General features: G+C 43.7%; 7 protein-coding genes. 2 read left to right on the forward strand and 5 right to left on the reverse strand.

Going from position 1 to position 16,119, the window contains the following annotated elements; translation table 11 throughout:
• Positions 1 to 15: 15 nt before the first annotated feature.
• Entirely contained in the window at positions 16 to 3,174 is a 3,159-nt protein-coding gene (locus tag GO493_RS12340; RefSeq protein ID WP_198315693.1) for a SusC/RagA family TonB-linked outer membrane protein, read from the reverse strand.
• A 357-nt stretch (positions 3,175 to 3,531) separates the two neighbouring features.
• Entirely contained in the window at positions 3,532 to 7,545 is a 4,014-nt protein-coding gene (locus GO493_RS12345; RefSeq protein ID WP_157306467.1) for a hybrid sensor histidine kinase/response regulator transcription factor, read from the reverse strand.
• 478 nt (positions 7,546 to 8,023) lie between these two features.
• Here GO493_RS12345 and GO493_RS12350 point away from each other — a divergent pair, with 478 nt between their 5' ends.
• A complete protein-coding gene (locus GO493_RS12350; protein ID WP_157306468.1) occupies positions 8,024 to 8,890 on the forward strand; it encodes a helix-turn-helix domain-containing protein in 867 nt (288 codons plus the stop codon).
• A gap of 92 nt (positions 8,891 to 8,982) precedes the next feature.
• Entirely contained in the window at positions 8,983 to 10,191 is a 1,209-nt protein-coding gene (locus GO493_RS12355) for an epoxide hydrolase family protein (protein WP_157306469.1), read from the forward strand.
• A 120-nt stretch (positions 10,192 to 10,311) separates the two neighbouring features.
• Here the strand turns inward: GO493_RS12355 and GO493_RS12360 are convergent, their stop codons facing one another.
• From GO493_RS12360 to GO493_RS12370, 3 genes are read right to left on the reverse strand one after another with little or no spacing between them, the layout of a single operon-like run.
• A complete protein-coding gene (locus tag GO493_RS12360) occupies positions 10,312 to 11,421 on the reverse strand; it encodes a TlpA disulfide reductase family protein (protein ID WP_157306470.1) in 1,110 nt (369 codons plus the stop codon).
• Positions 11,422 to 11,423: 2 nt separating this feature from the next.
• The gene (locus GO493_RS12365; RefSeq protein WP_198315694.1) at positions 11,424 to 12,827 is read right to left on the reverse strand and encodes a RagB/SusD family nutrient uptake outer membrane protein; all 1,404 of its coding nucleotides are present in this window, start codon (positions 12,825 to 12,827) and stop codon (positions 11,424 to 11,426) included.
• Between the two features lie 19 nt (positions 12,828 to 12,846).
• Complete coding sequence (locus tag GO493_RS12370) at positions 12,847 to 16,107, reverse strand: SusC/RagA family TonB-linked outer membrane protein (RefSeq protein ID WP_198315695.1); 3,261 nt, start codon at positions 16,105 to 16,107, stop codon at positions 12,847 to 12,849.
• Between the last annotated feature and the right edge of the window lie 12 nt (positions 16,108 to 16,119).

Raw genomic sequence — 16,119 nt, forward strand, 5'->3', positions numbered from 1 at the left:
TAAACAGATGAATATTTACTTACTCAATTTGATGTTAGCACCAATGGTATACACCCGGGGCTGCGGATAATAGCCTCCGTCAATACCTGCAGACAGCGGATCCCATGATCCGATCTCAGGATCCATTCCCTTGTAGCTTGTAAGAATGAAAGCATTCGAAACATTGAAATAAACTCTCACATACTTAATGTTGGCTTTATCAATAAGCTTTTCAGGGAGGGTATATCCTAAAGAGAGATTCTTACACCGTAAAAAAGTGCCGTTTTCTACAAACTTGTCAGAGTTCCTGTTATTATCATTGGTATTATCATTTCTAATTCCGGGGATCCTGGTAGTAGGGTTTGTCACCTGTACATTATTAACATCTGTAGCAGATCCGTTCGGGTCAATCAAAGTCAGCTTTGCGTAGTTGGAGAGTGCCCTGAGATACCCAAAACTTGTTCCCGGGTATTCTCCGTTTACACGCAGCTGGTTATATACTTTATTGCCGATGTTTGCAGCAAAAAATATATTCAGATCAAAATTCTTATACGAGAAGGTATTATTTAAACCAATCTGGTACTTAGGTATGGGAGAACCGAGGAACGTTTGGTCATGTTCATTGATAACGCCATCACCGTTAAAGTCTTTAAACTTCAGATCACCATACCAGATGCTACCACCGGCAGCGCCTACCGGCAGGGGTACGCCATTTTTAGTGGGCAATGCGTGGTTCTTAAAATCATCTTTCGTTGCAAATACGCCTCCGTCAATAACATATCCGTAAAACTCACCAATAGACCTGCCCACAACCGTTTTGCTGTACTGTTTATTCAGTGAAGCACCATCCGTGTTGAGCTTCAGCACCTCGTTAATATTACGTGAAACGGTTACATCCGTCTTCCAGGTGAAATTTTTGCTTTTAACATTGGTTGAGCTGATCCTGAAGTCAAAACCTTTGTTGTTAACTGTACCTACGTTGACGTACGGGGCATCCAGCGAGCCTGGTGCATAGCCAATGGCCGTTCCGGAATACAATGGCAGGGGGATCTGTAATATAAGGCCATCGGTCCTGCGGTTGTAAAAATCAACGGCGAAATTCAATCTCCAGTTAAAAAAAGTACCATCCAGCCCTACGTTCGCATATTTTGTTTTTTCCCATTGCACATAAGGATTTCCCACATTCTGGGTCAGCTGTGCAATGCCTGTGAGGCCGGTAGCCACCGTAGCAAGGGTTGAGGTATAGGCATAGTCCCGGATATTCTGATTATTTGTTAATCCATAACCCAGGCGCAGCTTTAATTCATTAATAGCTTTAACTCCCTGCAGAAAGCTTTCATTATTCAGCTTCCAGGCAAATGCTCCTGAGTAGGTGGTTACCCAGCGGTTTTCAGGAGCGAATTTGGAAGAACCATCCGCCCGTACATTGGCGGTAAACAGGTATTTATCATTGATGCCCAGGTTTAGACGGCCAAAGTATGATTCCTGGGCACTTTGCCCCTTGCTGCCGGAATTAGTAGCGGTAGTAGGATCTCCACTACTGATTACCTGCACACTGTTGGATGGAAAATTTGTCCGGCCGGCAGAAGAAGCTTCATTCGTGTTTAGCTGCGCTTCGTGCCCCAGTAGCACATTGACATTATATTTATTCTTAAACAGATGTGAATAGGTTAAATAGTTTCTTATGGTTGTATATAAGCTTTGCGAAAAACTATAAGATGCGCTGTTAGTATTGTTTTTCACCAGGCCGAAGGTATAGGAAGGATTAAACCGGTCTTCCGTTGCCATTGAAAAGCTTGCTGTTGCTTCATTGCGCAGGATCAGATCTTTGGTAAAAGCAATTTCTGCATATAAATTACCAAAAAGCTGTTTCCTGTTTGCCTGGTCTTTATTAATAAGGGCTATCGCATATGGGTTCACGGTACTATTGACCCATCCATTTGGATTATAGGCGCCGCCCCAGCTGCCATCCTCATTTTTTACAGCTATATCCGGCGTCTGGCTTAATGCGGTATTAATTACATTTGAACTGGTTGAATTCACATTTTCTTTGATACTAACAAGTTGCAGGCTGGTGCCGATCTTTAGCCAATCGGTTGTTCTATTGTCAAGGTTCAGTCTTAATGAGATCCTGCGGAAATCTGATCCAAGGGCAATACCTTCCTGGTTGAAATAAGAGCCGGATAGCAGGTATTGGGTCCTAGCGTCTCCCCCACTGATGGTCAACGTATGGTTGGACATCGGTGCATTTCTAAAAAGCTCTTTCTGCCAGTTAGTTCCTTCGCCCAGATATTTTGGATTTACAAACTCCGGCCGGGTATCAAACCCCCAGCCTAAGCCTGTATTTCTTTCATTTATAAAAGCTGCATATTCCCTTAAATTCATGACAGGCAATTTTTTAGGTATCTGCTGGTAGCCTGTGTACATATCATAGGAAATGCTTGGCGGAGCTACCTGTCCCCTTTTGGTTGTTATTACTATCACGCCGTTTGTTGCCTGAGATCCATAAATTGCTGTTGCGGATGCGTCTTTCAATACATCAATGGATTCAATTTCGGAAGGATTGATACCGGCCAGTGGATTGACGCCGGCGCCCAATGTGGCTGTGCCGCCAATAATGATCCCATCTATTACATACATAGGCGCACCTCCTCCAAAAGAAGACAGGCCACGGATCTGGACGGACACCGCTCCACCCGGCTGACCTGATATTTGTTGAGCCACTAGCCCAGGAACCTTTCCCTGCAAGGCCTGATCAAAGGTTACAGGTTGTGTTTTACGGATCTCATCACCGGAAACAGAAGATATGGCGCCGGTAACGTCCGGCCGTTTTATTTTGCCATACCCGATTACCACCACGTCTTCCAGCTGTGAAACATTTTCAGCCAGTTTCACCTGAATGGAGGTGCTTTTATCAACAACTACTTCTTTTTTCTGGTAACCTATCATTGTAATCACTAATATGTCTCCGGTCGACGCGTCGATCGTAAACCGTCCTGCTTCATCGGTGATAGCGAAGCGTTGGGCGTTCTTAATGCTGACCGATGCTCCGGGAACCGGGGTGGAGTTACTTTGAGTGACGATCTTACCACTTATCTTAATTGTTTGTGCAGAGAGGCTTATGCTGAAAAGGATTCCCAAAAGGGCACCCAATAGCGGCAGCATTCGCGAGCGAATCATTTTGGTTGACTTCATACGTGTGAATTTAAATTGGCTCTTATTTATATATTTAGATGTTTTCCTTCCCTTAAATCACGTCTTATAGCATGTTGTATCTAAATCCAGGTATTGGGCAGCCCTAAACAGGGTGTCTGTAAAAAGTATTATGCCATCAGGAAGTTTGGTATAGACAGGTGGTACTGCCAATAAGTCATTCAAGAATGCAGAAGCCAGCAAGCTAAACAGCACCAATCTCAATTTCATACACGTGGATTAGAATACTGTAAAGCTATTACCTGACCGTCTGAAAGCAGGCGGTCGAATGTTTCAAACTGGGGGGTTAAATGTTACAAACGGCTGATTTTCATCTTTTCTAACCGATGAGGGAGGAGACTAATTGTCTTTATTTTTAATGTTTGTTATATACTGTGAAGGCAACATACTAAACTCTTCCTTGAAAAATTTGGTAAAGATCTTGGGATCATTAAATCCTACCTCGTATGCAATTTCGGCAATTGACATTCCGCTTTTATCCAATAGTTGAGCAGCTCTTTTCAAGCGGATTGAACGGATAAACTCTAATGGCGACCTGCCGGTAAGCGAAACTATCTTTCTATAAAAGGTAACGCGGCTCATGCACATTTCACGGCTGAGGTCTTCTACTGAAAAATCAGAGTTATCTATTTGTTTTTCAACAGCTTCCAATGCCTGTTTCAGGAATTTTTCGTCCACAGGGGTTATTGTAACCTCTCCGGGATTTACTTCAATCTGCTTCTGGAACCTTTTCTGCAACAGTTTTTGCTGTGCCAGCAGGTTATTGATACGTGAAGCCAGTATCTCAAAGGTGAATGGTTTTGTAATGTAATCGTTCACACCGGCTTTCAAGCCTTCCAGCTGTTTCTCTTCGCTTCCCATAGCTGTAAGCAAAACAATGGGAATATGGGCAGTGAGTGTTTCGGTCTTAACTTTTTTGGCCAGTTCAACGCCGTCCATTAAAGGCATCATAATGTCACTCACCACCAGGTCAGGGTTTAGCTGTTTTATTCTTTCCCAGCCTTCTTTTCCATTCGTGGCTTCTTCTATATGATATTGCCCTTTCAGGTTGTCCTTCAAATAAAAGCGAAGGTCCTCATTGTCTTCTACTATGAGTATGGTTTTCCTCTTATCTCCCTTTTTACTTTCCTCTAATTCCAATGGTTCTCCATTTTCTGCTGGTAAAGGGGAGGCTGCTGCCCGGGCCGAAGATTCATAGATTTTCTTTGCAGGAAGAAGCACCGTAAAACAGGTACCCTGATCCGGCTCACTTTTTACAGTGATGATCCCGTTATGCAATTTTACAAACTCTTTTGTAATGGCCAGGCCGATCCCGGTTCCCTGGTTCACCATGCTTTCCGGGACCTCTGTCTGAAAGAACCGTTCAAATATCTTTTCATGCTGACCGGCCGGGATCCCGATACCGGTATCTTTTACTTCAATGGCAAGTGTTCCATCTCCTTCATTATTCACGGGTGGCTGATAGATGAGATTAAGCCCCACAGCGCCGTTATCATACGTATATTTAAACGCATTCGAAAGCAGGTTGAACAGGATTTTTTCAATTTTATCCTTATCGAAATAAATTTCCAGGCTGTCAATGTTAGCTGAGAAAGAAAATTGGATCTTTTTCTTTTCCGCAATATCGGTAAAGGAGTAACTGGTATCCTTACAAAACCCTACAATGTCGCCTATAGAAGGATGTAATCTTACTTCCTGTACTTCCATCTTTCTGAAATCAAGGAGCTGGTTTACCAGGTTCAATAAGCGCTTTGCATTACGCTGCACCAGGTTTAACTGCTTTACCTGCTCTTCATCCGTAGTATGCTTAATGATCTTGTCTAATGGGGCAATGATAAGACTTAATGGTGTGCGGAATTCATGGCTCACATTGGTAAAGAATTTTGTCTTTAACTGTTCCAGCGCATGGGCTCTTTCAGCTTCCCGGCGTTGTTGCTGTACTTCAAAGCGCATGTGTATCCTGTCTAGAGTAATACGCCGGATAAGTAAAAACAATCCTGCAGCGACCAATATATAAATAATATATGCAAGGGGGCTTCGCCAGAATGGCGGTTCTATATTGATCTGCAAGGTCTTAACACTACTCCAGGAACCATCCCTGTCCAGGACCTTTACTTTAAAAACATAATGACCAGGATTAAGGTTGGTATAAGTAGCTCTTCTTTCACTGCCATCGGCATAAAACCAGTCTGTATTAAACCCTTCCAGCATGTATGCATACTTATTATAAGTATTGCCGCCGAAATCAAGTGAAGCAAATTCAATAGAGAAAACGTTCTCTTTATACTTCAGGTCTATATGCTGTGATTTTGATAAAGATTGCGGCAGCAGGACCCTGTTATTGATCAGCTCTCCCGGGGCAACATTTTTATTTAAGATCTGCAAGCTGGTAAATACAATTTTAGGATGATAAGCCCGCTTTTTTATGTTATCCGGATCAATGATATTAAAACCAAAAGGGCCTCCGAAGATCAATTCACCTGCCCGTGTTTTAAGTGCTGCATTGTCATTAAATTCGCGGTTCTGCAGATTGTTCGTCTCATCATAGTTAATAACAGAGAAGGTAAGTCCGTTACTATTTTGTTTTGGAATGGCATTACACACTCCATTGGGTGTAGAAAACCACAATGTCTGATGATTATCTTCAAGAATATCCAGGATCATGTTATCGGGCAGGCCATCTGAGGTAGTGAATATTTGAAATTCTTTTGTCTGCTCGTTAAACAAATTCAAACCTTCCGAAGTCCCCAGCCAGATCCGTCCTTTGCTGTCTTCCAGGATAGAAGAAATAACATTGTTGCTTAAACTATTCTTATTATTTGTATGCTGATAAGAGACCGGAACACTTTTATTCTTTTCAAAAACGGTCACCCCGCCATTTGTCCCGATCCATAAATTACCCTTTCCGTCCTGCAGGATACTGGAAATATAATCGGAAAGTACAGCCCCTGCCCTGGCTTTATAATGGTCAAACTTGTTTGTGCTCCTGTTAAAACGATTCAGGCCGCCGCCCAAAGTGCCTATCCATAAATTCTGCTCCCGGTCCTCAAATATTTCCCAGACCCTGTTGTCTCCCAGGCTGGAAGAATCGCGGTCATCATGCCGGTAGTGTGTAAACTTCCTACCGTCAAAACTGTCAAGACCACCCAGGTAAGTTCCAATCCAGAGCATACCTGTATGATCGATCCACAAACTTACCACTACGTTTGCCGTCAGGCTGTTTTGATTGTTTGAATCATGCAGGTACTGATTGAAAGTATTGTTTTTCCTGTCAAAATAGATGAGCCCTCCGCCATTGGTACCGATCCAGAGATTACCAGACCTGTCTTCAACAAAACGGTTTACATCATCATATTGAAGGCTCTTTGCATTCATTTCCTGGTGATGATAATATGGGAATTGTACGATGTTGCTGTTTAAATAATTTACCCCCTGCTTGTATGTTCCCAGCCAGATAATGCCGTTATCGTCTTTATAGATTGCGTTGATACTGTTCTGGCTAAGGCTTTTGGGATCTTTTGGATCATTCAGCAGGTAACTGGTTTTGAAGCCGTTTTTCTTATCGATCAGGGTTACGCCGCCATGGTCTGTTCCTACCCAGATAATACCATCGTTATCCTGAACGATCTGGCTTACTACTTCTGAGCTCAACCTGGATGGAGAGGAATTTTTATTAAACAGTTTGATCGTATTGTCCTGTGGATGAAAAAGAAAAACGCCATAGGTGTAACACCAGACCCAAACATCTCCATCATTGTCTATAAAAAGGCTATTGAAATTATTCCCTTTATGCTGTTCCTGTAAAACGGTGCTGGAGAATATAACTTTATCTGATGCTATATCATATTGCTGCAAAAATCCACTCTCGTATACGATCCATAACTTTCCGTCTTTTGTTTCTTTAACAGAAGTGATCTTTCCTGGAGAATTCAAAGCATCCTGCCGGACGAATGGTTTTGCTCTTTTATCAATATCTGAATATAGATATAGACCTAAATCATAGTAAAGAAACCAGTATCTGCCATTGTTCCCCTTTACGACATTCGCAATCGTACTACGAGGTAGCCCCAGGAGCTGCAAATATCTAAAATAATCCTGCTCAAATCCTTCTGTATCCGGATTATAAATGCATGCTCCTCCCATTGTTGCTACCCACATCTTTCTATCGGGAAGCTCATAAAGCGACAGCACATTGTTATCCTTCAGTGAAGAGCTATCATTGCGATTTTTACGGAATATTCTGCACTTGTATCTATCGTAACGGTTAAGTCCGCCCGTGGTGCCAAACCATAGAAACCCGTCAGGATCTTTCAGCACGGCATTCACCCGGTTGTGTGAAAGTCCGCTGTACATATCAAGTTTGGAGAAATTGTAATGGTTGCTCTGAGCAAAAATCCAACCCCGCAGCAGCAATAAAACAACTGCAACAAAAACAAATTTAAGATAATGCAAAACAGACTCTATCATTTTACGTTTCATTGTTCAAAATCTCCCATCATAGGGAAGGAATTATACCAGCGCCCGTTTATAGCTACAATTTCAGCTGGGCTCCAAATATAATTGATAACCGGGAAATTTATAAACCTGCAATTCACGGTAGTGCCCTTGTCAGAAGCTTTATCATGCTCAATGCGAAGAAATTGCTCAAAAAATCGCTTTTACCTTCGGTAAAAGCGATTTTTTGGGGTGTTTTTGCCTGCAGCCGGCCAGGAAACAAATTAAGGATATTCATACTATTATCCCGATAGAAAATTAAAAAGTCAACAATTTTTGGCAGTCTGCTCTACAACGATTTAATTTACATAAGCATATCAACCTATATACAGCCCATATGAGAAAGGGAATGAACCTCGCATCATTCGACATTTTCAAATATATAAAGTATAATTTTTTTAAAGCAACGAATACCCAATATATGTTGCTTGACGATGACACGTTTAAAGTGGCAGACATCCGTTTCCCGATCCGCAATTTTTTCTATGGTATAGGTATAACTTATGGTGGTAAAGACACTGTTCGTATTGCAAACAATGAATATGTAATAAGTAAAGGCAGTTGTATTGCTATTGGCCCCGGCACTATTTCCCAATGGCTGAACGAATCTACTGCGCTTACAGATACGGTACTGTTTACGCGGGACTTTTTAAAGAACTTCCTGCATGCCGGTTTTCCGGATTCACTTCCGTTCTTCTTACCCGGCGGTAATCATGTAATTCAATTAAATGCGGCGCAATTAAAGCAAATGAGGTTACTGTTCAATACCCTTAAAGCATTCAGGGATGATGAAGCTATTGTGACCGGTATTGTTTACTCCATCCTGATGCTTGCAAAAAAAATGTACGACATCGACCTTACTCATAAGCTGAATGGGCTTACCCATAAACAAAAGCTGGTCCGGCAATTTCAAAGCCTTGTTGTTGAACATTTCTTAACAAAACGAACAGTTGATTTTTATGCCAGGGAAATGAACATAACTTCCAAATACCTGAGTGAGATCCTGCTAGCCGAAATTGGAAAACCTGCCAAAGCGCTGATCGATGAAACAGTATTCCTGGAAGCCAAAACACTATTGAGGCAAACAACTATGTCTGTACAGGAAATAGCTAACTGGCTTAACTTTCCGGAAACTTCGAACTTTATCAAGGCTTTTAAAAAAAGAGAAAACCTGACGCCTGCCGCATACCGGAAACATCAATAATATCTTACCGAAAAAAGTACCATTGTTGCCGACATTTGGATAATTGTGTTGATAGTTTTTGAAGCAACTTTACTGTAACAAAACTAAAACGTATGAATAACACAATCAGCCCGTTCACAATCAGCATTCCCCAGGAGGAAATTAATGATCTCAATCAAAGATTAGCCTTATCACGCTTTCCGGCAGGAAAGACCAATGACTGGAAATGTGGAGCGCCTGTTTCTTATCTGCAAAAAATTGCGAACTATTGGCAAACAGCATTTAACTGGAAAAAGCAGGAAGCCTGGTTGAATCAGTATCCGCAATACATTGCCAGTATAAATGACCAACCCATACATTTCCTGCACGTTAAATCCGCCGATCCTGACGCCATTCCATTAATGCTCATACATGGTTATCCCAGCTCATTTGTTGAGTTTATAAAAATAATTGATCTGCTTACCAATCCTTTACCGCATAAGACGAAACCGACCGTTTCTTTTCATTTGATCATTCCTTCCATACCGGGCTTTGGCTTCTCCATCCCAACAGGTGACGAAAGTTGGGACATGATAAAAATAGCATCGGTTTTTGCAGAGCTGATGACCACATTAGGATACGAAAAATTTGCAGTACATGGTACCGATATGGGCGCCGGCATTACAGGCATGTTATCTGCAGTTGCTGGACACCGGTTACTGGGAACGCATGTAAATACTGATTACACAGCTGTAACAGGTATGGGTATGTTGCCACAGGACCTGCAATCCTTTTCAGACGATGAAAAGAAACAAATCTCCGCGTTCAGGGATTATGAAAAACATGAAACTGCCTATCTGAAAATATTATCAACAAAGCCACAAACATTGGCATATGCACTTACCGATAGTCCTATAGGTTTATTAAGCTGGATCATGGAGAAATTCAGGACATGGACAAATGCTTCGAAACATCTGCCTGAAGATGCCATTGAGTTAGATCTTCTGCTTACCAATATTTCAATTTACTGGTTCAATAAACTTGGCGCATCTACTGCCTATACATTGTACGATGGCATGAATATGCAGTTTAACTGGAATGCGCAAAGCGGTGATGCCAATGCACAACAACCAGCAGAACAATCATGGGCCCCGCCAAAAGTGCCGTCGGGAATGGCAGCATTTGGCGGCGATGGCGTACTCCTGAAAAAATTATTAGGGCCTATGGGTAACCCTGACAGGTGGAGCTCTTATGATGAGGGTTTACACTTTCCGGCGATGGAATGTCCTGAGCTGCTGGCGAAAGATATATATAGTTTCTTTCAGGATGCAGTGCATCCATAAGATACTCCATACTAAAGACATGCCCAAAAATCGATTTTGCCTTTGGCAAATTGATTTTTTGGGCATGTCTATCTGGCCTGCGGCCTGCTAATAATTTAAACCGGTGCACAACATAACAGCCTAATGAATAAGCCTGGCCACTTCACTTTCCAATGCCTCTCCCCGTAAGTTCTTTGCTACTATCTTTCCCGAAGGATCTATCAGGAAGTTCTGAGGTATTGCCCTTATGTTATACAACCTGGCAGCCTTACTATTCCAGTACTCCAGGTCCGACACCTGGGTCCAGGGCAGTCCGTCATGCTGTATCGCTGCCAGCCAGGCATCCCTTTTACCTGCCTGATCCAATGATACGCCCAGCACGGTAAAGTTCCTGTCCTTATACTTGTTATACACTTTAACAACATTGGGATTTTCTGCCCGGCAGGGGCCACACCAGGAGGCCCAGAAATCAAGCAGCACATATTTCCCCCTGAAATCAGATAGACGGACCGGTTTTCCGTTCACATCATTTTCTGTAAAATCAGGCGCGATAGACCCGATTGACGTCGGCCCGGTATCAAACAATTCATTGCCCAGTTTTTTTCCTGCAACAGTGTTTCTGATTTCCGGAGACAGTTGCCTGAATAACGACCCTGTCTGTGTAACGGGGAGCTGACCAGCCAGTTCTATCAATGTCTCGAGGCTTATATAGGAACCAGGATGATGCATGATGTAAGCACATTTCAAAGAATCCCGCTGCTTAAGCATCTGCTTTGCCTTATCATACAAAGTAAGTATGAACGTACTATCGACCGTCTGCCCGGCAGTAGCTTTTCTATAACTTTCGTCCAGCTGTAAGGAAAGCGCATCTCCCGGCGCCAGGACCTCCCTGTAATAAGCGGCATATTGCGCATTGATCTTCCCGCCCTTCACCACTGCATGCTGCAGCAAATCCGTACCTTTAATACTGATCACTCCCGGTTCCAGGTAGAAAGTGATCGCATCTTCACTTTTCCCGATCACGATACTTACCTTCTCCGGATCTGTAACTACTCCTTTGAAAGTAAATCTGCCACCGGACAACTCCGCTGAATCAGCCACCCGCTCGTTTGTCCAGCCCAGTGAATAGATCAGATAAGCCTTTGCCGGCGTCTTCATTTTACTAAGCTGCCCTTGTATTGTATAATGGCTCTGTGCAATGGTATGACCTGCAAATAAAAGCGACAGGCCTGCGATAAGAATTTTTTTCATTACTAATATCCAGAAGTTTGAGTAAGGTTAGGATTATAAGTGATTTCCGTTGGTGGTATTGGCCAGAATTGTTTATAAGAGGCCCATATGTTATTACCTTTTGATGCCAGCATAACAGCATCCAGCTTACCTGTGCGTCTCAGGTCAAAAAAGCGGTTCCCCATTTCGGTGAACAGCTCTACCCGGCGTTCCTGTGCAATGGCAGCCAGCAGGTCTGTTTCATTGGAAGCGGTGGTATTTGATAATCCTGCACGGTTTCTTATTACATTGATATCCTCCTGCGCCCCACCCAGGTTTTTCAGCGCTGTTCTTGCTTCTGCTCTTACCAGGTAAATGTCTGCCAGTCGCAGGATCATAGACCGCTCAGCGCCATTGGTCACCGATTTGTACTTGTTGGGAAAATAATAAGTGGCAGCAGGTGTTATACCGGTATATGTAGTGGCCCTTACCCAGTTCGTATACCGTTCATCGTCAGGTTCAAAGCTGTTCAGCAGATCAGCCGTTAACTGTACCTGTACCAGGTAAGTGCTGACAGGATCGGTTGTCACTGTAGCTGGCATGGAGTTGTTATAGTTCTCGAATTCAGTAGTCACCACATCATTCATCATGGCCATTGACCAGATAGTCTCCTGGCTGTTCTTTAAGAATACATCGGCCAGCCGTACCAGCTTGTAAGTATCATTGTCTGCGATCACAGAATCGGCCATATCAGCCGCATGCTGCCATTCCCCTGTAGCCAGGTACATCTTTGCCAGCAGGGACTGTGCTGTGCGAAGGTTGGGGCGGGCCCTGTCAGATGTTGCCGACCCGTAACCATCCCTGTAAGTTGCTGGCAACAGGGAAGCCGCCATCTTCAGATCACTGATGATCTGCTGGTACACATCATTCTGTGAGGCACGCGATAGCTTATTGGTTACATTAAAATCGGAAGTTAAAGCCAGCGCTACATCTCCATACAAATTAGTCAGGTAATAATAATTGAATGCCCGTAAAAAATAACATTCACCCAACCACTGATTTTTAAAATATAACTGGGCATTTGTAGCATTTATCCCTTCTATTGCCAGGTTTAAAGCATAGATCTTGCTATAGGTAGATGACCAGTAATTCACTGTAGCAGGCGAAATGGCATCTGCATAGCACATCTTGATAGTATTGTTTGCTGACGTATTAGGCATAGGCGCCAACTCGTCTGCATACAGACCGGTAAGGCCGGGGAAACCACCAGGTCCGTCGGAGTTTAACGCCGCCAGGGAGCCTGTCACAATTGCCGATATCGAATTGTCTGATATATATGCGTCTGCCCCACCAATCGTGCCTGCAGGCAACTGACCATTATCCAGGTATTTTTTGCAGCTGGTGAACAGCAGGAATAAGGCGAATAATTTTATAATACTGATTTTCATTTTCATCTCAGTTAATTAGTTAGAAGGATACATTTAAACCTCCGGTGATCACTCTCATTGGTGGTATTACCGACAGGCTCAGGTTTTCAGGATCAAGACCACCAAGATTGGAAATGGTGAACAGGTTCTGCCCCTGCACATACACCGAGAGGTCTTTCACGTGTAATTTTGAGATTACTGCACCGGTGAAATTATACCGGATGCTCACGTTCTGTAATCTTGCATAAGTGGCATCACTATAAGCTCCGGAGCTATTCACATATAATTGCGAGAAGTTGATCAGGTTCATTATAGAGGCGCTCATACGCGGCACTTCAGTAATATCTCCTGGTTTTTGCCAGCGGTCCAGCCAGTAGGTAGGGCCGTTCAAGCCGTAGTAGCCCACTGCAAATCCGTTCTGTGCTAATCCATTCATCGCCGTCCGCTTGGTAAAAACGAAAGAAAAATCCAGTGACAGATGTTTGTATGTAAATGTATTTTCGATCCCTCCATAATATTTAGGCGCCAGGTCCACAAACTGTGTTTTATCTGCGTCCGTCAATTCCATAGCCTGATAATCGGCCTTCTCTCCCTTGGCATTGACATAACTGAAATATCCTGTTTCCGGGTTTACACCGGCATAGTTGAACAACCTGATACCGGTAACCGGTTTATCAAGTACATAGTTAATTCCCAGGTTCCGGTAAGTAGGGAGCTTCACCAGCTTACTGGTTGGGATAGATATATTAAACCGCGTGGTCCAGTTAAAATTCTTTTTCCGGATATTGTTGGTGCTCACGCTCATCTCCCATCCGCTGGTGCGGATCACCGCATCTGTATTCACAGGATAGCCACCAAAGCCCGTTACCGTGGACAGCGGTATATTCATCAATTGATTTGAAGCGATATTCCGGTAATAATTTCCTTCCACATGCACCCTGTCTTTAAAGAAGCCCAGTTCCAACCCTACTTCAGTATTCCTGTTATGTTCCCAGCTGAGAGCAGGGTTGGCCAGGCTGCCCGGGTTAAGGGTCGTCTTTCCCGCATAAGTGCCGGATCCGGCCACATACTTGCTCAGGTATGCAAAGTCCCCCACGGCATCTCCACCTATAATACCTGTACTGGCACGCATCTTTCCATAACTCAGAAACGGCAGGTTGTATTTGATAAAGGGCTCTTCACTGAAAATCCAGGCAGCAGCTACAGATCCGAAAGTGCCAAACTTTTTGCCGGGGCCAAAACGGGTAGAGCCATCCCGCCTTCCATTGAGGTTAATGATATATTTCTGGTCCCAGATGTATTTCATGATCGCATACATACCTATATCCCGGTAAGGTGTCTGACGGTAGACGGTCGACACAGATGTAGCTACAGAAGGATTGCTGAGCAAAGCATCGGAGGGAAAGCCCTGACCCGAGATCTCATCGACAGTACTGAGATTGTTATCCAGCTTTCCACCAATTTTAAAGCTGAACTCCCCTTTCTGCCAGAAGCTATTATTATACTCTGCATAAGGCTCAAGCGTCACATTACGTGTTTGAAAATGATGAAAGCTGCTATATGTACTGGCTGCGGCATCTACCTTGTTTGGAGGCATAGCCGTGGTAGGGTATCCCATTAACTGCTGCCCGTTGATATTGCTGTACCCCAGGTTCATCCGTAATGCAACATGTTTGAAAGGCCGGTAAATAAGGTTCGTGTTAGCAAGTAAGTTGTTGGTCACATTACGGTAAGTACGGTTTATATCTGCAGCCACCGCACTGTTCGGATTTTCCCAGTTCACAGTTCCATCAGGAAGGAAAGGGGGAGGTGCATTGGGTGGTGTGAATACCGCTACAGATGAAAAGTCTATTGGTACCATATCATTCACGCTGGAAAGATAAGTACCTGAAATTGCATAGCTGAATTTGTTATCCTTCGTATTGGTATTGATGGAAAAGTGCATAGAACCATCCACCATTGAGCCTTTATGTACCTGGATGTTCCCGGTCTTACGGAGACTACCGCTTACCATATAGCTGGTAGTTTGTGTACCGCCTCCATAAGTAACATTTAAATTAGCTGTTTGTGCCAGGCTTCCCAACATCTCCTTTTGATAATCGTTATCTCTATCCAGTGGGTAAGTTCCGTTCAGATCAGGGTCTCCGGCGCCTACAGTGCTACCATCATTCTTTAGTGCCTCCCGGCGAAGTGTGAGGTATTGAGCGGTATTCATCGGCTTTACATGTTGTCCTAACATAGAAACACCATCATACACATTCACATTCAGTGTAGCCGGTCCGGGCTTTGCCTTTTTAGTTGTAATGAGGACCACGCCATAAGCACCTTCTGCACCATACAGGGAAGTTGCATCTGCATCCTTCAGCACGCTGATGCTCTCAATATCATTGGGGTTTAAGAAATTCAGACCATTACCTCCCTGTAAAAAGTTGCCGGTGCCATAAAGTGTATTTGTTTCCATAGGCAGCTTTGCTCCCGGATAGGTCACACCGTCTACTACTATCAGCGGAGGTGGCGCTGTTGAGCTAAAGTTGGCCGCATTCCGCAACCGGAGTGAGAAAGCGCCTCCGGGCTGGCCGGTCACCTGTTGAATGAATAACCCTGGTACTTTTCCCTGTAATGCTTCCAGTACATTGTTGACAGGATTCTTTGCAATATCTTTAGCTGTAATGGTTGTTACATCCCCTGTATTAAACCGTTTGGTGGTAGAACCATAAGCAATGACCTGCACCTGGTCCAGGTCTCCTATATCCACCCGCAGAACCACCTTTAAGGGCTCAGTGATACGGGCTACAGCTATTTCCCTGCTTACAAAGCCCACATAAGAAAACTGCAGGATGGCCTTCCCGTCTGGAACAATGAGCGAAAAAGTACCTTTTTCATTGGTCAGGGTCATCCGCTGGAGCTCTCCTTTCACCTTTACAGTTACGCCCGCAAGGGAATTATTATGTTCATCCGTCACCGTACCTGTCACTATCCCGGGAGGTGCAGGCTCTCTGGTTACGGGCTTAGCATGGATCAGGATAATACTGTTCTCAATGCTGTAAGTAAGCGGCTGGTTTGCCAGGCATTTACTGAGTACTGCCGGGAGGTCAAGGTCCTTCACATGAATGGTTACCGGTTTACTGGTATTCAAGATATCATCGGTATAAAAGAAATCATACCCGGTTTGTTTCCTGATCTCCTTAAATACCTGTGACAGCGGTGTCTTTTCCATATTAAGTGTGACCTTTTGTGCATAGCTGGTAGCACTTGCCTGTACAATGCCAATTGTAGTAAGGATGAGTACGATCAATTTCATAATGCGCAAGGA

This window comes from Chitinophaga tropicalis, from assembly GCF_009758205.1.
Taxonomy (GTDB): Bacteria; Bacteroidota; Bacteroidia; order Chitinophagales; family Chitinophagaceae; genus Chitinophaga; species Chitinophaga tropicalis.